At 61.1% G+C, this 24,537-nt stretch carries 16 protein-coding genes; 4 read left to right on the top strand and 12 right to left on the bottom strand.

What is annotated here, in order from left to right; translation table 11 throughout:
* Nucleotides 1-157 precede the first annotated feature (157 nt).
* On the top strand, nucleotides 158-499 hold the full coding sequence (locus KB449_RS09980) for a LytTR family DNA-binding domain-containing protein (protein WP_282908237.1): 342 nt from the start codon (nucleotides 158-160) through the stop codon (nucleotides 497-499).
* 96 nt (nucleotides 500-595) lie between these two features.
* Here the strand turns inward: KB449_RS09980 and KB449_RS09975 are convergent, their stop codons facing one another.
* The 8 genes from KB449_RS09975 to KB449_RS09940 form a co-directional block, all read right to left on the bottom strand.
* Entirely contained in the window at nucleotides 596-2,194 is a 1,599-nt protein-coding gene (locus KB449_RS09975; protein WP_282912779.1) for a helix-turn-helix domain-containing protein, read from the bottom strand.
* The gene (locus KB449_RS09970) at nucleotides 2,178-3,965 is read right to left on the bottom strand and encodes a cache domain-containing sensor histidine kinase (RefSeq protein WP_282908236.1); all 1,788 of its coding nucleotides are present in this window, start codon (nucleotides 3,963-3,965) and stop codon (nucleotides 2,178-2,180) included. The genes KB449_RS09975 and KB449_RS09970 overlap by 17 nt, the downstream gene beginning before the upstream one ends.
* Nucleotides 3,962-5,527 (bottom strand): ABC transporter substrate-binding protein, encoded by a 1,566-nt coding sequence (locus KB449_RS09965; RefSeq protein WP_282908235.1) that lies wholly within the window; start codon nucleotides 5,525-5,527, stop codon nucleotides 3,962-3,964. The genes KB449_RS09970 and KB449_RS09965 overlap by 4 nt, the downstream gene beginning before the upstream one ends.
* 185 nt (nucleotides 5,528-5,712) lie before the next feature.
* Nucleotides 5,713-6,384, bottom strand: coding sequence for a ribonuclease H (gene rnhA, locus KB449_RS09960; RefSeq protein ID WP_282908234.1), 672 nt, complete (start codon nucleotides 6,382-6,384; stop codon nucleotides 5,713-5,715).
* A gap of 150 nt (nucleotides 6,385-6,534) precedes the next feature.
* Nucleotides 6,535-12,945 (bottom strand): S-layer homology domain-containing protein, encoded by a 6,411-nt coding sequence (locus tag KB449_RS09955; RefSeq protein ID WP_282908233.1) that lies wholly within the window; start codon nucleotides 12,943-12,945, stop codon nucleotides 6,535-6,537.
* Between the two features lie 80 nt (nucleotides 12,946-13,025).
* Nucleotides 13,026-13,868 carry a sugar ABC transporter permease gene (locus tag KB449_RS09950; protein WP_282912778.1) on the bottom strand — a complete coding sequence of 281 codons (843 nt, stop codon included), beginning with the start codon at nucleotides 13,866-13,868 and terminating at the stop codon, nucleotides 13,026-13,028.
* Nucleotides 13,868-15,172: a sugar ABC transporter permease gene (locus KB449_RS09945; RefSeq protein WP_282908232.1), complete on the bottom strand. Its 1,305-nt coding sequence runs from the start codon at nucleotides 15,170-15,172 to the stop codon at nucleotides 13,868-13,870. The genes KB449_RS09950 and KB449_RS09945 overlap by 1 nt, the downstream gene beginning before the upstream one ends.
* Nucleotides 15,173-15,252: 80 nt before the next feature.
* Entirely contained in the window at nucleotides 15,253-16,605 is a 1,353-nt protein-coding gene (locus KB449_RS09940) for an extracellular solute-binding protein (protein WP_282908231.1), read from the bottom strand.
* Between the two features lie 332 nt (nucleotides 16,606-16,937).
* Between KB449_RS09940 and KB449_RS09935 the strand changes: the two genes are divergently transcribed.
* Nucleotides 16,938-17,915: an aldo/keto reductase gene (locus tag KB449_RS09935; protein WP_282908230.1), complete on the top strand. Its 978-nt coding sequence runs from the start codon at nucleotides 16,938-16,940 to the stop codon at nucleotides 17,913-17,915.
* Here the strand turns inward: KB449_RS09935 and gpmA are convergent.
* Nucleotides 17,912-18,706 (bottom strand): 2,3-diphosphoglycerate-dependent phosphoglycerate mutase, encoded by a 795-nt coding sequence (gene gpmA / locus KB449_RS09930; protein ID WP_282908229.1) that lies wholly within the window; start codon nucleotides 18,704-18,706, stop codon nucleotides 17,912-17,914. The genes KB449_RS09935 and gpmA overlap by 4 nt on opposite strands.
* Nucleotides 18,707-18,947: 241 nt before the next feature.
* Between gpmA and KB449_RS09925 the strand changes: the two genes are divergently transcribed.
* Entirely contained in the window at nucleotides 18,948-20,399 is a 1,452-nt protein-coding gene (locus tag KB449_RS09925) for a SulP family inorganic anion transporter (protein WP_282908228.1), read from the top strand.
* A gap of 474 nt (nucleotides 20,400-20,873) precedes the next feature.
* Here KB449_RS09925 and KB449_RS09920 read toward each other — a convergent pair whose 3' ends face one another.
* Both KB449_RS09920 and KB449_RS09915 read right to left on the bottom strand, forming a co-directional pair.
* Nucleotides 20,874-21,866: a Gfo/Idh/MocA family protein gene (locus tag KB449_RS09920; protein ID WP_282908227.1), complete on the bottom strand. Its 993-nt coding sequence runs from the start codon at nucleotides 21,864-21,866 to the stop codon at nucleotides 20,874-20,876.
* Between the two features lie 80 nt (nucleotides 21,867-21,946).
* Nucleotides 21,947-22,651, bottom strand: a complete 705-nt coding sequence (locus KB449_RS09915; RefSeq protein ID WP_282908226.1) for a hypothetical protein — start codon at nucleotides 22,649-22,651, stop codon at nucleotides 21,947-21,949.
* Nucleotides 22,652-22,843: 192 nt separating this feature from the next.
* Between KB449_RS09915 and uraA the strand changes: the two genes are divergently transcribed.
* On the top strand, nucleotides 22,844-24,139 hold the full coding sequence (uraA, locus tag KB449_RS09910; protein WP_282908225.1) for a uracil permease: 1,296 nt from the start codon (nucleotides 22,844-22,846) through the stop codon (nucleotides 24,137-24,139).
* 81 nt (nucleotides 24,140-24,220) lie between these two features.
* Here uraA and KB449_RS09905 read toward each other — a convergent pair whose 3' ends face one another.
* Nucleotides 24,221-24,523 carry a hypothetical protein gene (locus KB449_RS09905; protein WP_282908224.1) on the bottom strand — a complete coding sequence of 101 codons (303 nt, stop codon included), beginning with the start codon at nucleotides 24,521-24,523 and terminating at the stop codon, nucleotides 24,221-24,223.
* Nucleotides 24,524-24,537 lie beyond the last annotated feature (14 nt).

Below are 24,537 nucleotides of genomic sequence, written 5' to 3'. Positions count from 1 at the left end.
ATGCAGATCCGCCTTTCGGCCGGCTCAAAAATCCCACGTGAAAAAATCCAAAAAATCATGTGCAATTTCACAAAATAACTATAGCCAAGACAAAGCCCCATGCGTTATAATGAAAGCGCTACCACCCAAACTTTCGATGACAGGGGGATACGAAAAGATGGATGCAGCGATGAATTTATACGAGCAGTTCGAACCGCGCAACGATTGCTACTTCTTCCGCATCGGCGCCCAAGGGCAAATTTGTTGTCACGGCCGCAACTATACGATTAAGAAGCGCATGACGGCCGAGCAGGCTGAGGCTTTGACGAGAGACGCGCTTTTCGTACGGATCTCCTCGGACTGCTACGTTAACGTAGCCAAGATCACCTATTTGACGGACAATGCCGTATACTTCGGCGACGGTCCTGCCTTGAACCATATGCTCCCCGTTCCCAAGCGCAAGCAGCATCTCATTCGCCAGGGCATCTCGCAGCTGCAGGGACTTCCCATCAGCGTCTGAACGGACAAAAGGCCATCCGCAGAGCGGTTCTGCAGCGGAAGGCCTTTTTTGTATGCGTCGGCCGACGGCGGTGCGGGCGAAAGGTCCGACAACTGTCTACGCGCCGCGGATGGACTTGCGGTAATCTTGCGGCGACATACCGTACACCTTGCGGAACAAGCGGGCAAAATAGGAGAAGTTGCCGTAACCCAGACTGTCCGCGATCTCGCTGATCGTCCGTTCCGTGCCTACGAGCAGATCCGATGCCCGGCGCATTTTTTCCTGAAGCAAGTACTCGGTCAACACCATCCCCGTCTCCTTCCGGAACAGCCTGGACAGATAGGCCGGATTCAGATATACGTGCGAGGCCAGCTCCTCTCGCGTCAGATCGCGATCCAGATGGGCGGCGATATAGGCCTTGACCTGGCGGACGGCGGGACTCTCGCTCTCGCCGCCGGACAGCAGCGCATAAGCCGCGTCCAGCACCTCGCCGGCCCATTGGCGCAGTCTTGCGACCGAGCGGGCAGCCGTCTCCGGACCGGTCGCGCCTTTGCCGCCATATAGCAGATGCGCGGAAAAACCTTTGCGTTGAAGCGCATAATAAACGGCTTGAAGCAGCGCGTGATAATAGGCCGCCAGCGCCTCCGGCGTCAGCGCTCTCTCGCTTTCCTCCGCCAGCTTGGCATCCAGCGCGCGCATCACGCTGTCCTTGTCGCGCTGCTCGATCAGATCGGCGGCATCGAGCAGCATGCCCGTCCCCCAGCTGTCGGCACGGTCATCCGCTCCCTGCTGGCCGGAAACGAAGACGGCCTCGCTCGTCCGGCTGACGTTGCGGTACTCGGCTCCGAGCAGCTGCAAATACGTTTTACGCGCGTCTTCGATCGGCGCGACATCGCTTACGTAACAGGACACCTTGCAATAAAAATATTGGCGGCACGCAGCGATATAGGCGGAGCAATCTTCCATGAGGCGATCGGCGTTGCCGTTCCCGCCCCCCGCGTGCACCGCGACGAACGCATTGCCCCGTCTATCCCGGATGACATTGCCGGCCCGGCTCTCCAGCAGCACTTCCTCGGCGGCCTTGCGCAGCGCGAACTCCATGATTTCCTCTTCCCGCTCGCTGAGCGGTTTCAGCCATTCCTCGACGCTCAAGAGGACGAACGCGACCCGCCCCAGTTCGTCGGGACTGACATCAAAGGTCGCAAGCGCAGCTGCCACGGCCTCTCTCGAAGGCCGGATCTCCCGGTCGAACAGATCCTGCCAGAAGCGTTCGAGCAGGATCGGCTTGCGGCCCTTCCACAGCTCGGCGTACTTGTGGTACAGCTCTCCCGTTTCTTCGCGCTTGCGCCGCTCCTCCACCTTGCGGATCGTCTTGCGCAGCACCTCCTCCAGTTCCTCGTATATGACCGGCTTCAGCAGATAGTCGCTGCCCCCGAGCTGGAGCGCTTTTTGCGCGTAGGCGAATTCGGAATGACAGGTCAGCACGACCGTTTCGATCGCAAGACCCTGCTCCTGTACCCAAGCCATCAACTCGAGCCCGCTGCCCTCCGGCATCTCGATATCGCAGATCATAACGTCGATCTCCTGCCTCGACAGCAGCTCTCTGGCCATCTCCGCATGAAACGCCTCGAACACTTCGTTTACGCCGGCTGCGTTCCAATCCACACCGGACTGCAGTCCCTTAACCGCATAATACTCGTCATCGACGATAAGCACCCGAATCAAGCGGGATCCCCTCCTTGACGTTGGACTGGAACGGCAGCGTGAGCCTCGCCACGGCGCCTCGCGGCTCGCCGTCCGCGAACCGCAGCCTCACGCTTGCCTTGTAAAACAATCTGCATCTGCGCACGATATTCCACAGGCCGACATGACCGTCCGTCGGGCCCGGCGCCGCCGCCATCTCCTCCAGCGCCGCCGCCTGCCCCGCGGCCAAGCCTTTGCCGTTGTCCGCGACCTCGATGCAGACCGCCTCCTCCGCCCCCTCCCGCACCGCATAGACGCGCACCGCGATCCGGTACGCCTCGCCGCCCTTGAAAGAGAAGCCGTGGATCATCGCATTTTCGACGAGCGGCTGTACCGTAAGCGGAGGAAGCGCGAAGGACGCTAGCGCGGGATCGACGTCGAAGTCAAAGATGAGCGCTTCAGGAAACCTGTATTTCTGGATCGATAAATAGTCGTTGATATGTTCCATCTCGTCCTTAATCGTGATCGACGGGGTCTGCGTCCGCGTCGCGTAGCGGAAATAACGGACCAAATGCAGCGACATGCGCTGAATGATGTCGTAGCTGCGCGTCTGCGCGAGATGATAAACGATATTCAGCGAGTTCATGAAAAAATGCGGATGGATTTGCGCCTGAAGCGCGCGCAGTTCCGCTTTTTGCGTGCGGATCTGCTCCTCGTAAATATCGATTTTCAGATGCTCGATCTGCGTGGCCATGCCGTTAAACGTCTCGTTGATCGCGATAAATTCCACAAGCCGATTGTCCTCGAGCCTTGCGGTCAAGTCTCCCGAGCGGATGCGGCGCATTCCTTTGATGAGCCCGACGATCGGCTTGACGATGGCACGCTGCAGAAAGATCAGGTAGACCGCGAGCAAGCCTGCGGCGACGACGGGCACCAAATACGTCAGCACGCGAAAATAGGGCAGCCCCTCCAGCACGCGCCGCTCGGGAAGCAGAAGCGACAGGTGCAAAGCGGCGTTTCTCGACGTCTTGCCGATCAGCAAATACCGCTGGTCGAGCTTGACGATATTGTAGACAGCCCGCTCATGACCGGTCGCCGTGCCCGCTCGCAGCGCCGCCGGCGCCAAGCTCGACAGAGGCCCGCCGCTCTGGGACAGCAGCCTTCCCGCATTGTCGGACAAGATGGCCTGGCCGCCCCCGTCCCTGGTAAGACTATGGAAGGGCTCCATCAGCCGGTTCAAGTCGACCCATGCGCCGATATAAGAACGGTATCCCGAATCCACGATTCGAACGAGCGCATAGGAGCCGTCCAGTTCGACGACGTTCCAGGCGGAGAAGCTTGGCGGTGTGCCGTCCCCTTGCGCAAGCCATTTTCTAAGCGCATCCTGGACGAGCAGCTTGCGCGCGTACGTTACCGACGTCTGCGGCGCGAGCAGCAGATTGTCGGTCGCTTCGCCGTAGGCGAACAGGACATCCGCGGCATCGTAATAATTGGTGTTGAAAAACAAGTCGTTCATCGTATGCGTCTGCGCGAGATAATACGCCCATGTGCCCTTGGCATTCTGCCCGAGCGAGATCAGACTGTCGTCTTGTTCGGCGGTCTTGTACAAGTAGTTCTCGATCTCCTCGAGCGCTTTGTCCATGTCGTTGACGTACATCGTCAGCAAGCTCTGGTTCGATTGGGCGACCTGCGAATGCACGACGCGCGTCGCATAAAGATTGTTCCAGATCAGCAGCACCACCAGCGGCACGGTGACGAGCGCGAAGCCGAGCACGAGCCTTGAACGAAGCGTGGCGGGTCTCATCGGCCATTCCCCCGATTCGCGAGCCAGGCGTCGAGTTGCCGCTGCTTCTCGGCGATGACGGCGTCCGCGCCGGCCTCCTTGAGCTTTTGCCTGTACATCGGCAGAATGTCGGCCGGGTCGAGCGCGCCTGTGTTGATCGCCGGCGCGAAGTCGTCGTCGACGCTTGCGACGGCGGCGATTTCGTTCTTCACCTTTTCGGGGTCGAAAACGAAGCCGAGCGCCTTCGATTTATCCGCTTCCGCATTAAACGCGCGATACTGCTCCCACAGCCCCGGGTCCTCGTTGCTCCACAAGTACGAGCTCAGCTGGTTGCCGAACATCCAAGACTGATTGAGGTTGTAACCGACCGTTATGGCGTCCACGCCTTCGGGATACGCGATTCTTCCGTCCGCAAGCTTGACGTAATGCTTCCCCTCGATTCCCCAATCGAGCAGGTTCAGCAAATACGGGTCCTTATAAAGCAGATTCAGCAGCATCATCGCCTTTTCCGGATGCCTGGCGTTTTTGGTAATCGCGAACATCGCGCTTGTCGTGTCCGCGGTCGTCGTGTAAGGCTTGGTGAGCTCGACCGCGATCATAGGCATACCGGTATTGCGGGAGGCCTGGATCTCGAAGCCCGGCTTCAGCGATTCGGCGAAGGCGAACGCCTTGCCTGCTTTTACGGCCTCATACTCGCTGTCCTTGGATACCGTCGCGTCGGGATTGAGATAGCCCGCCCGGTTCCAGGCGAACATAAGCTTGGCGCTCGACTCGAATGCGGGCGTGTCGGCCAGGTTTACGACCTTAAGCGTGCCGTCCGCGCGGGACAGCACGCCCGGACCGTCGCCCAGCATGTCGAACAAGCCGTATTGCAGCACGAACGTAAGCGGACTGCGGTCGGCTCTCGCCTGCAGCGGATAAATGCCGGGCTCGCTTTCTTTGACCTTGGCGAACACCGGCGTCAAATCCGCCAGGGAGCGCACCTTCGTCAAGTCAATGTCGTACTTGTCGACCAGATCTTTGCGCATGACGAGCCCTTTGCTCGAGGCGAATTCCTTGTTCGCCACGATGCCGTAGACGCGATCGTTCACCTTGCCCGCCTCGATGATCGCCGGGCTCAGCAGGCTGCTTATTCCGCTGCCGTACCGCGCAAGCAGGTCGTCAAGCGGCATGAACCTGCCCTTGGCCACTTCGTCGCCGAAGCGCATCCATCCCGCCGTGAACATGAGATCGATCTGCTCGCCGGACGCGAACATGAGGCCCGTCTTGTCCCACCAGCTGCCCATATCGATCGGCTTCAGCTTCACGTTCGCATTGATTTTTTTGTTCAGATAGCGGCTCATTTCGTCTTGTACGAGCTGAAGATCCCGCGGCGTGCCTGCGGGAAAGGCCATCACGATCGTGTCGGGGGCTTCTCCGCCGCTTGCCGCCGAAAGGGCGGCGTGGGCCGAAGCGGACGGCGTCGCGCCGGACGGGCCGGCGACTTCGCCGTTATGTGCCAAGCCGGCCGCGAGCCAGATAAGACCGCCAGCCGACGCGAAGGCGACGGTCCATGCAATCGCTTTCTTATTTTTCGGTCCCAAAGAGGACGACCACCTTTGACGGAGTTCGGCGCCGGCAAAGTGCCGGCCCGATCGCGGCCGCGGCGGCTTGCCGCATCGCGATCGGTTCCGATTCTTCATCATACCGCCGGCGGCCGGCCACGGACAACCAATTTTGTGACCGATGCTGTTCAAATAATGACCTCGATCGAGGGGACGCCGCGCCGTCAGCCTTTTCGGCCGTAATCCGCCTTGACCTCTCCCCAGCGCTCCGTCTCCCACTTAAGCACCTTGTTTGGATATGTATTGACCCGCAGCCAGCTAAGCGCGCGGTCGACGAGCGCCCAGATCTCGAACGTCGAGTCGTCCCGCGGCAGCGTCGTCACGACTTCTTTTTGGCGCAGCCACTTGAGCGCCGTGCGCGAATCGCTGTAAATCGTTTTGGCGCTGCCCTTTTGCTTCAGGTAGGCGAGCGCGTGGACGATTGCGAGAAATTCGCCCAGGTTGTTCGTCCCCTTCTCGATCGGGCCGACCGAAAACAGCACGTCGCCCGTCCGCGTATCGACGCCCCTGTACTCGACCGGACCCGGATTGCCGCGCGTGCCGACGTCGACCGAGACACTGTCGAAGTCGATCTCGCCTGCGGCCTGCTCCGGCGACAGCGGCAGCTTTTCTCCCGCGCCGGCGGACTTGGGCGAAGCGCCCGATGCGCCTTTGCTGCCGCCTTGGCCCCAGTGCTTCTTCCAGCCTTCGCGATAGGCCCGCTCCGCCTCCGGCTTGCTGCCGTACGATTTGTACTTTGCGTCCTTGCGTCCGGATACTTGAGCCTGGCATGCCGGCCAAGAGTCGTAAACGCCAGGCGCGCCGCCTTCCCAGACGACATAATATTTTCCTGCCATATTTTTTTCCTCCATACAGCCGTCGCGCCGTGCGCGCGGCCCCGCGTTCAAACATTGATTGTAACATAATGGGCTTGCAAAAAAATCCGTGCCTGCGGCCCTATTCGGGGCGGAGACACGGACAGAATAATAAAAGGTTTCGTCGATCGATCAGAGCAGCTTCATGCCGGTCATCAGCCGCTTGATCGCAGTCGCTGCCTCGGCGCGCGTGACCGTCGCTTTTGGCGCGAACGTACCGTCCGGCCGTCCTTGAAGCAGCCCTTGGCGCATCAGCTCCGCGATCGCTTCGCGCGCCCAGGCGCCGACGGCGGACGCGTCGGCGACGTTCGGCTGTGCGACCGCAGCTTCGTCGGAGGTAGCGGCAGTCGTCGTACCGGAATCCGCCGGGGCGGCAGTGTGCGCCCCGGGCGCCAGCTTCAGCGTCGCCGCCAACATGACCGCCATCTGCTCCCTGGTGACCTCCGCCTGCGGCTGGAATCGTCCGTCTCCGCTCCCCCTGGCCAATCCGAAGCGGGCAGCGGCCTCCACATCTCCGGCGAACCAGTCGCTTGCTTGAATATCCTTGAATGCCACCTTGCCCCCGTCGCCCTTCAGACCGAGCGCCCGCACGAGCATCGCGGCGAATTCCGCGCGGCTCACCGCAGCGCCGGGGGAGAATTTGCCGGCTCCTGTCCCGTTCACGATTCGCTTCGCCGCCAGCAGTTCAATATCTGCCCTCTCCCAATGCCCTGCCAAATCGCCGAACGACCGCGCCGAATCGGCCAAGACATAAATGCTGTTGGTCGTGCTCCGGATCGTAACCGTCGTCTTGCCGCCAGACGATTTGAACAATGCAGGCACAGGCCGGAAGGCGCGGCTTGCGGGGTCGTACACGAGCGCAGTCGTCCTCCCGCCGTCCAGGGTACCGTTCAGTGTCAAGCTTCTGTCTACGAACAGGCTGCCGAAGCTGTTGATCGGCGATTCTGCGCCGTCCGACGACCAATAGAGCTCGAATTCGTATTGTGCGCCTTCGATGAGCGTCAAACCGGCGCCGGAGGCCGCTTGTGTCATGGCCTTTATAACGTCTGCGGCAGGCGGCGCGATCGTCAGCACCAGCTTGCCCGCCCCTGTCGCAGACGTCGGAGAAGACGAGCCGGCCTTTTCATCGAGCCATTGCGCGATGAGCGTTATCGGCAGCATATAGCTAACGCCGCCGGCCTCGATCGCGATCAGTCCTCCCGGCACTGCGGCGACCGATTCCTTAAGCGCAGCGGCGCCGATCGAGACGGCTGCCGAGCCGTCCGCTTCCGCCTTCACCCGAAGACGAAGGACGGATGGCTTGCCCGTCAGCGCATCCCGAAGCGCCTCGTCCATTTGCTGGATCGCCGCATTCGTCGGATTCTGCACGGCGGCATTGCCCGGCGCGTCGGGCCCGTTGCGCTCATCGTCCGGTACGACTTGCGGATTGCGGCCCGCCGAAGCATTCTCTCCGGCGGATTCGCCGGCCTCGAGCCTGAATTTCTCCACGCCCGCACCATTGAATTGCCTGCCGAGCTTCGTGTCGCGCACGAGGACGTTCGCCAGCGTCACGCTGCCGATCGCGTCTCCATTCACTTGGAGCCCCCAGGTTCCAGCGCCGTCGATCACGAGATTTTCGACGGTCACCTTGCGTCCAGGCTCGGCATGCACGCCTTTGTCTCCGTTGGCGTAGAAGCCCTGATACGTGCTGTCGATCGCCTCGTTGTTGCGGAAGACGATGTCCGCATCGATCGGCTTGTCGCCCGCGAACAGCCAGATCGCGCCGAAGTCCTGTCCCCAGTTCGGCTCGCGGCCGCCCGTGCGCAGAAGCGTGTTCCGCTCCACTACCGTCGTGCCGGCGAACGGCACGGGATTAAAACGCGTCGATATCGCGATGCCGGCGCCGAAGCCCATCGTATCCGTGATGATGTTGTCGCGGATCGCGTTGTCCTTGCCGCCGAATACGGCGACATTGTCCGCCAGCGTCGGCAGCTGGATCGTATTGAAGCGCACGACGTTCCCTTCCGTGCGGGCCAGCTCGTCGCTTGCGCCTTCGCGCGGATCGGACCATAGCGCGACGGCGTCGTCGCCCGTATTGCGGACCGAGCTGTGCTCGAGCATCGCGTGCTTCGTGCCTGTCGAGAAATGCACGCCGTCCGCGTACGTATCCCTGACGCGCAAACCGCCGAGGTACAAGCCTTCCGTAGCCACAGAAGCATCGTCGCTAAGCGTCGTCCAGACACCTGCCTTCGCATGGCGGATCCATACATGCTGGATCGACGAGCCTTTGCCATACGCGCCGTCGAAGCCCGCCTCCGGCAATGCGTCGTGTCTGCCGTTCACGCCGACGTCGACGGTCAAATCGCGGATGCGGACCCGGTCGCCGCGGCCCATGAAGCCGGCGCCCGTCAGCTTGGAGTACCACATGCCGGCGCCAGCAATCTCGACGCCGCTAACTTCGAGCGGCTTGCTAAGCAGGTAATCGCCCGCCGCCAGCCACAGGCCGGCCCCTTCGCGCTTCGCTGCGCCGATCGCCGCCTCGAGAGCCGTTGTATCGTCCTCGCCGTCGTCCGGGACGGCGCCGAAGTCCACGGCGGATACGTAGCCGGCAGTCATCGCGAGCGGTTCCGGCGCAAGCTCGAGCTCGGCAAAGTCGATCGCGTAGCTTGCGGCCATATCCCCTTCGTCCTTGCGCAGCGCCACGGTTGCGCCGGCCGGAATATCGCCGACGAATTGCTGCGCTTCGTCATAGAAACGATGCGGATCGCCGTCCGCAGGCTGGTTGGTGTACGGATATTTGCCGTACACCCAGCTGAATCGGGACGTCAAAGCGAGCGTGCCTCGCTTCTGCCCGTTCACGTACACACTCAGCGTAGCGTCCAATCCCGCGCCGTCCTCGCTATCCGGTATACTGTAGCGGATATTCAGGAAGTTCGCCGCGGCGGACGTCTTGAACGATACGTAGTCGCCTGTTGACGCGAGCTTTACCGCCTGCCGCCCGGACGACTCGGCGGACAACGTGCCGTAGGCTCTGCTGCCCGATACGAGCTGCGCGTTGGTGTTCATCCGCTCGGCTTCGTACGTGGTGTAAGGAACGTCCGCCCCGCGAGATGGCGACGCCACGGCGCCACGGACGATCAATGCGTCGATCGCCACTGTACCCGATATTGCGCCCATGCCCTGCAGCTCGACGCTATTATAACCCTCGCGTAGCGAAAGCGAGATCGCCGCTTCGCGCCAGCCTTCGTCGCCGGTCAGCGACAGCGTGCCGGTCCGGACGCCGTTCACGACCAGCGCAAGCTCGCCTGCCCCGCGATAGCGCACCGAAGCAGAGTAGCTGCCCGCTGCCGGCGCGTCGGCCGCAAAGATTAAAGCGGCATCTTCGCCTTCGAAGCGCTCGGCATACGAGACACCTGAAGCTGTCCCGATCGCTACGCCGCCCCGCGCAAACGCGTTTTCCGCTTCGTAAGTCACCGTGCCCTTAAGGGGACGAAGCTGCCAGCGGGACGCTGCCGCGTCCTGGGCCGCAAGCCCGAGCTTGCCGCTGCCGCCTACGACCGCAAGCGCCTGTCCCGGCAAGAGCGCGCTGCCCAGCGAGGCGAGCCCCGCATCCTCATTCAACCGCCACTGCGCGCCCAGCGACGCGCCATCGGACGACAGGACAACCGTGCCCGCCGAATCGGCCGACAGATAACGTCCGGAGTCCAGCTGCTTGACGCGGGTGTATCCGTCGTAAGATTCGAGCACCCAACGAGTCCCCGAAGCCACTCCCGTTGCTGAGGCAATCACGCTGGCTTCGCTGCCCGCGCCGGTCAGCAGCCCGCCATAAACATCGCTCGACAGCGCATATACGTTGGTATCCGCGATCGCCGGCGTAACGCCATTTGAATCTTCGGCTTCCGGAACCGGCGGACGCGCTTCTCCGACAGCGGTCTCCAGCGTCCAGCGGACCCCCTCGCTCTCGATCGACCGCAGATCGTATTGGGCATAGCCCGTACGGTCCTCGGTGTGCAAATATTCGTCGAGATGTCCGGCCGCCCCGCTTCGAATCAAGAGGCTGCCTGCGATCGGCGCGTCCTCGATATGCCAGAGCGAAGCGTCGGAGCCGCCGGAAGCGTCCTCCGTCTCAAGGTAGGCCTGCGCGCCTGCGATCGACATAACGTTGCCTGTTGCCCTGTTCGCGAGGCGCTCGCCGTTAACGCCGCTCTCGATAAGCCAGTGAGAGGACGCGTCTTCCTGCGCGGGATTGCCGTAAAGGACGACATGACGCGCATTTTCGTACAAATACTGCCCCGTCGCGTCATTCCTGATGCGGACATAGCCATCCGGCAGCACGGAAGGCACAGACGGCGCGGCATCGACGAGCCACTGCGCGCTGCCCCAGTCGGCCGGCACGCCGCTGGACTGGGCGAAGCCCTTGTTGTCCTCGTCATGGATGCGCTGGTCGTTTTTCCATACGTTCGTGAACACCTTGCGGCCTTCGGCGCCGTCCGTCATCGTCCACTGCGCGCTGCCCCAGGTCGGATCGATGTCGAGCGCCTCCAGCGCGCTCTCATAACTAGTCACATGTTCGTTGGAAACGAGATGTCCCGTCGCACGGTTTACGATCAAGACACCCTGCTCGCCCCGGCGCAGCGACCATTGCGCGGCCGGCGCTTCCAGGTCCGGCGTGCCGTCTTTGACGACGCCGTTCTCCTCGTACAGATACGTTCCTCTGTAGCCGTTTTTAAGCGTTACGTAGCCTTGCGGGACGCCCGTATCCCCAACCGGAACGAAAATCCACTTGGGACTGCTCCAATCCCGGTTGATGACCCCGTACTGCGCGAACTTAAGCTTGTTTTCGACGTGAATGTAGAACTGCTTGTCTGCGGACTCGTTCGCATCGCGAACGCTGTGAATCTGCTTGGCGCCCTGATAGTCCTCGATGACCCAATCCCCCGCCGTCGAGCCTTCACGAAGATCCGTAGCACGGAGCGGCTGACGCGCGTCCGTCGCCCCGTCGAGTGTCACGAAATGACCCGTCGCGCGGTTTTGAATCCGCTTGTAGCCTTCTCCGGATACGACCAGCCACTCCGCCTTCGGATCTCCCGCCGCGGCGTTGCCGTACTTAACGATGCCGTCCTCCTCGTACATGTACAGCTGCAGCCAGCTGCTCTTGATCCGGATATAGCTCGGTGCCTGCGGCTCGCCCGGACCGCCGGGCGTCAGCGCCGGGTCCTCGAGCAGCCACTGCGCGCTCCCCCATGCCGGCTGCGCCCAGTCGTTGACGTGTCCGGCGCCGTCCTGCGCCTGGACGTTGAGCAGCGCGGACGAATCGGCGGGATCGGCGAACGTATAATGGCCCTCCACCGAGCTGCCGCCGGAATCCTTCGCCGGCGCCATCGCCCAGGCGAAAGGCTCGGACCCCGAGACCGCCGGCTCCCTCGCAGTCAGGTAGTTGCCGCTTTGCGCGCTGCGAATCAACGTTCCGCCAGCCGTGTCGTAGACGAGCCATAACGCGCCCTTATCTTCTGCCGCCGGCATGCCGTATTTCACGTCGCCCGCTGCATCCTCGAACAGATAACCGCCCTTCCAGCCGTCTTTGAGCCGAACCGGCTCGACCTCGGCCGCCGGCTGCAGCTTCCATAGCGCGCTCCCCCAGCTCGGCTGCGCCCAATCGTTCGCATGCGCGTAGCCGTCCTGCGTCTGAACGTTCAGGAGCCGGTTCGCGTATACCGCGCTCGACACGCTGACCCGGCCCGATTCGTCAGGCGGGGAAAGCACCCATTGCGCGGTCATCCCGCCCTCCCCTTCCTCCGGGGGCAGCGACTCCAGCGGCTGCGCGACGGCATCCGCTTCGGCGACGTTTTTCATATTCAGCACATGACCGGTCGCACGGTTCCTGAATACCGTCTTCCCGTCCGTCGTCTCAGCGAACCATTGCGAAGAAGCGTCCGTGATCGCAGGGGAGCCGTATTTGACCTTGCCCGCATCCTCGAACAGGAAGGTTCCCTGCCACGGATTCAAAATGCGCACGGGCTCGCTGGATTCAGCCGACTCGACATGCCAGGTCGCGCTGCCCCAGCCGGCCTGCGCCCAGTTGTTAGCATGCGCGAAGCCGTCCTGCGTCTGAACGTTGAGCAGCCGGCTTGCATTACCCGCGCTGACGACGCCCACCGCGCCGGGTTTGCCGGGAACGTCGTTCACGAGCCACTGCGCGCCCGGCGTCGACGCGTCTGCGGCCGTCGTCTCGAGCGGATCCGTGATCCGGGCGTCCGGCGTCACCGACGTCATATCCAGCACCCGGCCGCTGAGCCGGTTGCGAATGAGCTTCTTGCCCGCGCCGGCATCCTCGATCCGCCACTCGGCGGCCGGATCGGACAGCGCCGTCGTGCCGTAGCGCACTCGGCCGGCCGTGTCCTCGTACAAATACATGCCCTTCCAGTCGTCCTTGAACCTGACGTAAGTTCCCGCGTCTTGCGCTGCAGGCTCCCCTGCGCCGGCCAATGCCGAAACAGCCTGCAGCGGCGCGAGCAGCAGCGCCGCGATCAGACTGAAAACCAGCCATTTCCGCCAACGTATCATAGGTCGGATACCTCTCCTTTTTCGGATGGTTGCTTGCTCATGTCGTCACCCGGCACGTCCTTGCCATACGCGCCCGACTTCTAGCCCTTCGTCGCGCCTTCCGCGAGTCCCGCGATCAGGTAGCGCTGCAGAATGAGAAACACGACCGCGATCGGCAGGGCGACGAGAATCGTGCCGGCCGCGAACATCGTGAAGTTGTTGCCGACCTTGTCGTTGATGAAGCTGAACAGACCGAGCGCGATCGTGAACTTTTCCGGCGAACGCAGGATGATGCGCGGCGTCAGAAAGTCCATGAACGGCGCCATAAACGTAAACAGCGCCACGACGGCCAGAATCGGCCGCACGAGCGGGAACAGGATGCGGATGTACGTCGTCAGATGCCCCGCGCCGTCCATTTTCGCCGACTCGTCCAGATCCCGCGGAATCGTGTCCATGTATCCTTTGACGAGGAACACGTTCATCGGCAGACCGCCGATCACGTAGAAGATGATGAGCCCGGCGAACGTATCGAGCAGGCCGACGAGGTTGAGCAGCAAATAAATCGCCACCATGCCCATCAGCACGGGGAACATCTGCATGAGCAGCACCGCATAGATGCTGTTTTTGCGGCCCGCGAAGTGGTAGCGGGAGAAGACGAACGCGACGAGTCCGACCATGATGACGGAAAACAGCGCGTTCAGCACGGCGACGTAAATCGTGTTTTTATACCAGAGCACGTAATCGCTGCGCGGATCGTAGAACAGCCACCTGTAGTGCTCGAGCGACAGCGAGTCGGGAATCAGCTTGGAGCTGAACATGCTCGTACCCGGATTGAGCGAGATGCTGACCGCCCATAGCAGCGGATACAGGATGACGGCGAACATGATCAGGACGACGAGGTAAATGCCGGCCACTTCGAGCCTGGACTTGAGCTTGCGACCCATCAATACATGCCCTCCTCGCGGAACGAGCGCGTCCGGCGGAATTGAAAAAAGGCGAACAGCGCGACGACAAGGCCCATAATGATCGAGATCGCGGCGGCCATCTTGTAGTTGTTCTGGTCGAACGTGAGCGTGTACACCCAGGAGATCAGAATGTCGGTCGCGCCCGAGCTCTGTCCCGGGACCGGCGGGCCGCCTTTATTGAACAGGTAGATGATGTTGAAGTTGTTGAAATTGTACGAAAACTGCATGATGAGCAGCGGCGCGGTCGCGTACAGGACGTGGGGCAGCGTGATAAAGCGCATCTTGTCCCAGCGGGAGCCGCCGTCGACGTCGGCCGCCTCGTACCAGTCCTTGGAAATGCTCTGAAGCACGCCTGTCACAAGCGTGAACACATAGGGGAAGCCGAGCCAGATTTGCACGAAAATAATCGCGAGCCGCGCCCAGGTCGGGTCGGTCAGCCACGGAATCGAAGTGCCCAGCAGCGACATGACGTCGCGGTTGACGGAGCCGAACGTATCGTTGAACATCGCGGCGAACACGAGCACCGTCATGAACGACGGCACGGCCCAGGGCAGAATGAACACGGTTCGGATGAGCTTTTTGAAACGGACGCGAGCGTCGTTCACCAGGAGCGCGAGAAAAAAAGCGAGCGCGATCTGGAGGCTCGTCGCGACCAGCGTCCACACGACCGTCCAGGTGAGCACCGCAAGCAGGCTTTTCGTCCATACGGCTTCGGTAAACAGCGCGACGAAGTTGTCGAACGCGACCCAATCGAGCAGATGCGCGGGCGGCGAGTTGTATAGATTGTAGTTGGTGAACGCGAGACAAATCATGAACAGCAGCGGGAAAATGACGATCATCGTCAGCAGCATGAACGTCGGCACGATGACGAAGTACGGGAATCCGCGCTCCCAGCTGTCGTGAAAAGCCTGGCGGACGGACGGGATGCGCAGTCCTTCCTGCTTTTTGGCCGCGTCCCGGTATGCGTCCCGCATGTTGAGCGCGTACGCCGACGCGAACAGGATCAGCAGGAGCGCCGCGATGATGCCTTCGACGAGCAGCGTCCTGGAGTCGTCGATCTCGGGATTGCTGCCGAGCGTGATCAAGCCATAAATGCCGTTTACGATCGGCGCCGACAAGGCAGTGCCGACGGCTGCGGCAAGGAGCAGGAAGATCGTGCCCTTGATATAACGGCGGTTGGCATATTGTCCGATGCCGGGAATGACGGACAGCAGCGCCGCCGTCCGCGGCCTTAGACCTTCGCTCCTGCGAGGCCCGCCCGTTGCGGCTTGTTGAATTTGCATGAGGTGACACCTTCCTTAAAAAGAAGAGGGGCTTCTATGCAAGCCCCTCCTCCCGATTCTATGTTGAGCCGCGCTTGCGATCAGGCGCCCGTCATCTTGATCTTGTCTTCGATCTGCTTCACGGCGTCGTCCATCGAGCCCTGCACGTCCTTGCCGCTTGCGATGAACTTCAGCGCGTTGGCCATCGGATCCCATACCGTATCGAGCTCCGGCACGGTCGGGAAGGGCATGCCGTACGTGTTTTGCTGGGAGAAGCCGAACACCAGCGGGTCTCCCGTCAGGTCCGGGCTCGTGAGCACGCTTTTCACCGGCGGCACTTCGCCCGTCTGCTTGAAGTAATAAAGTGCGTTTTCTTCGTTTGTCATGAACGCGGCCAGGTCGGACGCCCACTCCGGCGACTTGGTGAACTTCGACAGCATCCAGCCCTTGACGCCGATGAAGGAGGTCGGGTGTTTGCCGTTTTCGAGCGTAGGCAGAGGCGCTACGCCCAAGTTGTCGCCGAGCTGCTTTTTCAAATCCTGGATCGCCCACGGACCATTGATGATCGCGCCGACTTTGCCCTGGCCGAACAGCCCGCCGACGATGTCGCCGTTGACGTCCTTCGGAATGTAGCCCTTCTGGAACCAGCTTTGGATCAGTTGGCCGCCTCGGACCGCGCCTTCCTTGTTGAAGCCGATGTCCTTCGTATCGAAGCCCCCGCTGCCGTCCGGCTTGAAAATGTAGCCGTCATTGCCGCCCATGAACGCCCATGCGTAATAGAAGTTGGTCGCTTCGAACAGGAAGCCGTACTGCTGCTTTTTGGCGTCTGTCTGCTCGGCCATGATCTTCTCAAGATCGGCGATCGTTTTCGGCGCTTCAGGTACGAGCTTTTTGTTGTAAAAGAGCGCATACGTCTCCGTGACGGCGGGAAGTCCATACAGCTTGCCGTCCTGGCTGAGCGCGGCCAGCGCTTCCGGCGTGTAGGCGGACAGCGTCTCCTGCGGCGCCTTGATCTCCTGCACGAGTCCTTTAATGACCAGCGCGCCGATGCCGGGCTGGTAGAACAGGTCCGGGCCTTTGCCCGCCGGTCCGTCGAGCGCGAGCACGTCCGGCTGGTCGTTCATCGCGACCGGCTTGATGTTGACCTTGATGCCCGTCTGTTCGGTGTACTTTTTGGCGATCTCCGTGGAGACGGCGATCTTGTCCGCGTTGTCGTCCTGCCAGATGGTGAGCTCGGCCGGCTTGGCGGGCAGGTCGGACGATGCGGACGCAGACGCCGACGGCGAAGCGTTCTGAGCGGTGGATGCGGATGCGCTCGGCGAGGCGGACTGGCTCGCGGACGGAGAAGCCGCCCCGGCGTTGCCGCCGTTATTGTCGTTGCTGCCGCAGGCGGACAGCGCGCCGGCGACGAGCAGCGTGCCGAGCGGGATGGCGATTGCCTTTTTGTTTAACATTGTTCGGACTCCCTTTCCCTCTGGACCGTAGGATGGTTGCGGCGCTTGGCCGCGTTGATCTTGCTTGCCTTCATGTTAAGGCAGAGCGGCAGGGATCAACTACCATCCTGGTGACCGGTAATCGCAAGATTGTGACCAGGGAGAGAAGAGGCCGGATTGGCTGGCGGAAACGAAAAAAGCGCAGCTGCAGCGGCTGCGGGCAAGTAGGCTCGGGCTTTAAGCGAGGTTTTACGCATTTAGCGCAGCGCTTGGCTTATGCGGTTGATCATCTTATATGGGCATGAGACAATCAGGAAATGCGGAATTGGATTGAAAACGAGGAGGTTGTTGCTATGCACTACCGTTCATTGGGTCAAAGCGGGCTTCAGGTATCGGCGATCGGACTCGGCACGAACGCGTTCGGCAAGCGATCGGACCGGGAAACGTCGATCCGGATCATTCATGAGGCGCTGGACGGCGGCATCAATATGCTGGACACGGCCAACATCTACGCGGGCACGCAGTCGGAGTCGATCATCGGAGAGGCGCTGGCGGGGAGACGGCATGAAGCGGTGCTGGCGACCAAGGCCGGACTGCCGATGGGACAAGGCCCGAACGACAGAGGTTCGTCCCGTTTCCATCTTCGGCGGGAGCTGGAGAGCAGCCTGAAAAGGCTGAAGACGGACTATGTAGATCTGTACCAGATTCATACGTTCGATCCGGGAACGCCGCTCGAGGAAACGCTGCGCACGCTGGACGACCTGGTCGCTTCGGGTAAAGTACGCTATATCGGCGCCTCCAATTATGCGGCGTGGGAGCTCATGAAGGCGCTCGGCATCAGTGAGCGTCGCGGGCTCGAGCGATTTGTCTGCACGCAGGCCAGCTATTCGCTGGCGGACCGCACGCCGGAGACCGAGCTCATTCCGCTGTGCCTCGACCAAGGGGTCGGGCTCATCCCGTACTTCCCGCTTGCGGGCGGCATCTTGACCGGCAAATACGGCGTTTCGGGCGACACGGCGCCGGAAGGCTCGCGTGCGGACACCGATCCATCGTTCCGCCGCTTTCTCGGCGGCCGGGCGGACGAGCTTGGCCGCCAGGTCGCCGCGCTGGCCCAAGAGCTGGGCGTTCAGCCGGCGGTACTCGCGATCGCCTGGCTGCTCGCCCGTCCCGCCGTCGCCACGGTTATCGCCGGCGCAACCCGTCCCGAGCAGCTTCGTGCCAATCTGGATGCGGATGCCTTGCGTTTATCCGAAGAAACGCTTGGCAGGCTGGTCAAGATCAGCGAGGACTTCAGGCAGGGCAGCCCGTTCGCCGTCTATCGGTTGCTTTAATCAAGCGTTTGCGGCGGAACGTGATGCCCCTCGCCCTTCCCGGGCATATCCTGTGCCGGGTCGGGCGAGATTTTGTGCGGAATCTCGCCCTGCGGCAGCGGTCCGTCTTCGCCCAGGTAGTAGTGCTTCACAGGCTTCATATCGTCGCCGAATTCGTAGACAAGCGGAATAGCCGTCGGAATGTTAAGGTTGACGACGCCGTCCTCGGGCAGGTCGTCCAAATACCGGATCAACGCCCGAAGCGTGTTGCCGTGCGCGCACAGCAGCAGCTTGCGGCCCGCCGCCAGCTCGGGCAGAATGTTTTTCTCCCAATAGACAAGCACGCGTTCTGCCGTGTCGTCCAGATTTTCCGTCAGCGGAACTTCGCCGTCGATGTTTTTGTAACGGGGATCGTCGCCTGCATACCGCTCGTCATCGCGCGCAAGCGCCGGCGGCCGCTCGCTCACGGACCTGCGCCAGAGCAGCACCTGATCGGCGCCGTAGCGGTCCGCCGTCTCCGCTTTGTTGAGCCCCTGCAGCGCGCCGTAATGGCGTTCGTTGAGCCGCCAGCTCTTCGAGACCGGTATCCACAGCTGGTCCAGTTCATCCAGAATGATGCCCATCGTGCGAATCGCCCGCGTCAGCACCGACGAAAAGGCGGCGTCGAAGGCGAATCCGTTCGCGCGCAGCGCCTTTCCCGCTTGCCGCGCTTCCTTCAGTCCCTGCTCGGACAGATCCGAATCGGTCCAGCCGGTGAACCGATTTTCCAGGTTGTATTCGCTCTGACCGTGCCTCACGAATACGATCTTCATGCTATTCCCTCCCTTGCCTCTCGCTTCTCGTATTATAACCGCTATCCCAAGCCAAAGACATTCGCCCGAGGTATTCAAATCGGCCGCCAGCATGTATAATGAACCGGACGATAATCGGACCCGGCTTTTCTGAGAGTGGAAAGCCCTACCACCAAACGGACATTCGGAGCGAACCGCGATTGGTACGACGGCGCATCAACGATCCCGGCAACTCCGTTCATAAGCGAAAGGAGTTTTTTTGTTGCTGCAAAAATTGAAAAGCAACTGGTTCTTCAACACGCGCAGAGATATTCTGTCGGGGTTGACGGTCGCTTTTGCGTTGATTCCGGAAGCGATCGCATTCTCGATCCTGGCCGGCGTCGACCCGATGGTCGGCTTGTATGCGTCGTTCTGCATCGCCGTGACGATCTCGATCGTCGGCGGCCGTCCCGGCATGATCTCCGCCGCGACCGGCGCTATGGCCTCCCTGATGGGGCCGATCGTCGCCAAGTACGGCATCGAATATATTTATGCCGCCGCGCTGCTGACCGGCATCATTCAATTCGTCATGGGACTGCTTCGGTTCGGAAGGTTTATTACGTTTATCCCGCATTCCGTCGTGACCGGCTTCGTCAATGCGCTTGCCATCATCATCTTCATGGCGCAGCTGCCGAGCTTCGAAGGCGCAAACTGGCAAATGTATGCGATGGTGGCAGGTACGCTGGCCATTATTTATTTGTTTCCGCTGCTGACCAAAGCCGTCCCCTCCGCGCTCGTCGCGATTATCGCGATGACGATCGTCTCGGTGAGCCTCGGGAACGACCTGCGGACGGTCGGCGACATGGGGCCGATCACGCAGAAGCTGCCGCTTTTCCACTTTCCGGACATCGACTTCACCTTCGATGCCATCTGGCGCATCGTGCCGATCTCGCTGGCGCTTGCGGTCGTCGGCTTGACCGAGTCGCTCATGACCGCGACGATCGTCGACGAGATAACGGAGACCAAAAGCGATAAAAACCGCGAGGTGCGCGGACAAGGCATCGCCAACGTCGTCTCCGGCCTGTTCGGCGGCATGGCCGGCTGCGCCATGATCGGCCAGACGGTCATCAACGTCAAATCCGGCGGGCGTTCGCGGCTCTCGACGTTCGTGGCGGGCGTCTTCCTGTTGTTCCTGATTCTCGTGCTGGGCGACGTCGTCCGCGTGATCCCGATGGCCGCGCTCGTCGGCGTCATGATCATGGTGTCGATCGGCACGTTCGACTGGCGCTCGCTTGCCACGCTGGCGAAAATTCCGCGCAGCGACGCGCTCATCATGGTCGTGACCGTCGGCATCGTCGTCGCGACCTCGAATCTCGCGCTTGGCGTGCTCGCCGGCGTCGTGCTCAGCGCCGTCTATTTCGGCTGGCGCTCCGCCCGTATCAAAGCGCATGTTGATACGGCCGCGGGCGACCGCAAAACGTATCGCATCGCAGGCCAGCTCTTCTTCGGCACGATGAATCCGTTCGTGAATTTGTTCGATTACAAGGAAGATCCTTCGGACGTGACCATCGATTTCTCGGCTTCGCACGTATGGGACCACTCGGGCGTGACCGCGGTCTCGAAAGCCGCCGAGAAGTACGCGCGGTACGGCAAAACGGTTCGCATCGTCGGCCTTAACGAAGACAGCCGCCGTCTGATCGAACGCGCCGGTCTTCCGTTCACCGCATCCCGTTAACGCGCGGCGCCGCTCTCAGCGCAAAAAGCTGAGTTGAAAAGCAAACGGTACGAAGCATGCTTCGTACCGTTTGCTTTTTATTTACCGTCGCCGAATTGTACACCTTGCAGCGTCTGCCGCTTCACACGAAATTCAGAAGCAGCAATCGCTGACGCCGGACTGTCGATGGACTGTCGTTGGACTATCGTCTCCCGTACCGTTTCGCTGCAAAGCCTGCAAATATACATCAATTCCCTCCCATATCGACCCTTCGGAGAGGAAAAGATGCAAATATACATGTAATTTCCTCCATAAAACTCATTTTCGGCTTGAGCTTCCGATTTGCCTGCGCATTTGCAGGTATTTCATCAAGCGTCGTTGGTCGGCCGAAAATACATGTACAAATGCAGGTTCTGATGCCCGCCAAACACCCGAAAAGCGCCGGCACGCGGAAATAAAGCTACCAATCTGCAATCCCCGCCATTCAAGCGTCGTTCACGCTTGCGAATCCGCCGGATAGACGATACCGATCTGCCGTCTGGCCTCGTCCATGACGTCGAGAACCGCGATCATCCGCTCATGCGTATTGATCTCCGATTCCGTCTTGCCTTCCCGGACGAGGTTCACGAAAGCCTGCAGCTCGTAAACCATCGTGTGCTCGGATTGAGGCGCGGACAGTTCCTCTTCCCTGCCGTCCCGGTATCGGACGCGCACGCGCTCCGGCTGGCTGATCTGATCGATCAGGATACTTCCCTCTTCCCCCTGAATCTCGCTCGGCGCATACGAATTGGCGATTTTGGAGTACATGACGACCGCCTCCATGTCCGCGTACCGCAGCAGCACGCTGCCCTCGCCGTCGGCGCCGGATTCGAGCATGACGCCGCTCGCCTTGACCTCCAGCGGTGGGCCGAACCAGCAGATGGCCGGATACAGGCAGTAGATGCCCAGATCCATCAATGCTCCGTTCGAAAGCGCCGGATTAAAGGCGTTCAGCACCGTTCCCGCGCGGTAGGCGTCATAGCGCGAGGAATACTGTCCATAGTTGCCGACATAGCGCCGCACCTTGCCGATCGAAGGCAATGCCCGCTCGATCGCCTGGAAGCTGGGCATGAACGTCGGCTTCATCGCCTCCATGAGCAGCACGCCGTGCTTGCGCGCTTCCTCGATCATCCGCCGCGCCTCGGCGCCGTTCGAGGCGACCGGCTTTTCGCAGAGCACGTGAATGCCGCGCCGCATGAACAGTAGCGCTTGCTCCGCATGATAGACGTTCGGCGTCGCGATGTAGACGGCGTCGATCCGGCCGTCCGCCGCCATCGCCTCCATATCGTCATAGGCATGCGGGATGCCGTGCTGCGCGGCATACGCCTCCGCTCGCTCCAGCGAGCGCGAGCATACCGCCGCCGCCTCGAAGCCTTCCGCTTCTTTTGCTGCCGCGAGCAGCCTGTCCGTGATCCAATTGGTGCCGACAAATCCGAATCTTACCGTCATGAGAGTATGGCTCCTTGCGCATTTGGTGTAGGTTAACGGCTTGGCTTACCTTACAGGTCCTGATTACATTCCTAATTAGATCACAAGCCTTCGCGGAAAAACAAGTTTCGGTAGATGTATTTCGAGCCCTGGGGCTTGAAATCAAGGGCGAGATAACCCGGTGCTCCGTCTATCGCACGCAGATCGGCAGTCCGTATACGGCTCCTTACAAACCGAACCAAGGCCCTTCGGTCGGTTCGCGCCATGGCCGACGCCAGCGAGAACGCATATTCGCGACTCGTCGCAAGCGCGTAGCAAAACGGCAGCAGGGCCGCGGCCACAGCCCGATGCGCGCCGGGCGCGAAGTAAAACTGGACGCTGCCCGGCGGAATCGTAATGCCCGTAGCATAAGCGTCCTTCGTACCCGGCGACGGATAATCGATAAAGTACCCGATGCCATTGGTCCCGAGACCTTGCTCCAGACGACCTGCGAGTGGCGAGGCCTCCCGCAGCTGCCGCTTCATGTCGTCCAGCCGGAGCTCGACGATACTGCGGGACCAGCGATCGGCAAACCGGCCGCTCGCAGCGACTTCCCGATAAAAGGGGAGCATGGCTCGCGCCGATAGCCGCAGCGCCCTGGCTACGCTGCGAATGGCTCGCTTATCGACGCGGCGACAGGACGTCGACTTGTTCGTGCCGCAAATTTCGCCTCTCAACAACAGGGGCTTGCTTGTTTTATGCCCGATCCGCCCCATTAGCGGCGCAACCCGGTTTCCTTTTTCCCCGGTCTTCCTAGCAGCAGTCATGGCGAATCGCCTCTCTTCCTTATGGCTTATCGGCTCTCCCTATAGGATATGAGGAACGCCGCATGCGCGGAAGCGGATCGTTCGACGAGAAATCCGGAAATGCAGAAAACTTCGCTTGTCAAATCGGAATGAACTGTATAGAATCGACAAAGGATTTACCCATATTCGTTGATCATTGGAGGTTAACATCAAGTGACGAGGCAAGAAATCGGCATTCACGAACGGCCTCCGCTGGGCCAGAGCCTCATGCTCAGCTTGCAGCACCTGTTCGCCATGTTCGGCTCCACGGTGCTCGTGCCGAACCTGCTTGGCGTCGACCCCGCCATCTGCTTGCTGATGAACGGGATCGGTACGCTGCTTTACATTTTTATATGCCAGGGCAAGATTCCGGCGTACCTCGGCTCCAGCTTCGCGTTTATCGCGCCGGCCGGCGCTGTCATCGGAAATTACGCGAACCCGGGCGACGGCTATGCGGCAGCGCTCGGCGGATTTTTTGCGGCAGGCGTCGTTTTCGTCCTCGTCGCCCTGATCGTGCAGTTCGCGGGCACGCGATGGATCGATGTCGTCTTCCCGCCGGCCGCCATGGGCGCGATCGTCGCGGTCATCGGTCTCGAGCTGATCCCCGTCGCGGCCGGTATGGCCGGCTGGATCCCGAGTTCAGGCAGCGCGGACTGGTCGCCGAATGGCACTGCCATCGCCGTGAGCGTGTTCACGTTGCTCGTTACCGTTCTCGGCTCGGTGCTGTTCCGCGGATTCATGAAGATCATCCCGATTCTGTTCGGCATCGTAGCGGGCTACTTCCTGGCCTGGACGCTCGGGATGACCGACTTCTCCGGCGTTAAGAGCGCGGGCTGGCTGGAATCGCCGACCTTCACGGCGCCATCGTTCGAATGGTCGGCTATGCTCACGATCCTGCCGGCCGCGCTGGTCGTCGTCGTCGAGCATATCGGCCACTTGATCGTGACCGGCAATATCGTCGGCAAGGATCTGTCCAAGGATCCGGGCCTGCACCGCTCGATGCTGAGCAACGGCATCTCGACGATTCTGTCCGCCTTTACCGGCTCAACGCCCAATACGACCTACGGGGAAAATATCGGCGTGCTTGCGATCACGCGCGTCTACTCCACCTTCGTCATCGGCGGCGCCGCCGCCATCGCGATCGTGCTCTCCTTCTTCGGCAAGCTGTCCGCGCTCATCGCCGCGATTCCCACAGCGGTCATGGGCGGCGTATCGCTCCTGCTGTTCGGCGTCATCGCCGCCTCGGGCCTGCGGATGCTCGTCGAATCGAAGGTCGACTACAGCAAGCCGGTCAACCTTTTTCTGACAACGATCGTGCTCGTCACCGGATTGTCCGGCGTCAAGATTACGGCCGGTGATTTCTCGCTCTCCGGCATGGCGCTCGCTACTGTCGTCGCCATCGTGATGAGCCTCTTGTTCAAGCTGTTCGAGAAGCTCGGTTGGTCGAACGAAAAGCAATCCTCGCATTAAAGCAGCTTGCACAAACTTAAGGCAGCATACAAAAAACCGTCGAGCGCATGACGCGCCGACGGTTTTTGAGCTATTTCGCGTTCAAGCCATCCCGAACCGTTCCAGCTGTTCCCATTGTCCTTCGAGACGCAAAATCTCGGGCTGCTTGTCGCCGATCAGATCGAAATGCGGGAAAGGTCTCCGCTCATGAATATATGCCGGATTTAACCCGTGACGCGTACACCAGTCGGCCAGCTTGCGCAGATCCGCACAGCCTACCTTGGTGATGGTCTTGACGCCCGGGAATCGGGGCTCGAACCAATAATGCGTTAAAAATGCGATCTCGCCTTCGGCTACCTTACGCTTCCAGGCTTCAAGCTCCTCACGCTTCACCCCGAAAGCCATGCGTTTTCCTCCTT

The sequence above is a fragment of the Cohnella hashimotonis genome (assembly GCF_030014955.1).
GTDB lineage: Bacteria > Bacillota > Bacilli > Paenibacillales > Paenibacillaceae > Cohnella > Cohnella hashimotonis.
This window is presented reverse-complemented; position numbering and strand designations above follow the sequence as displayed.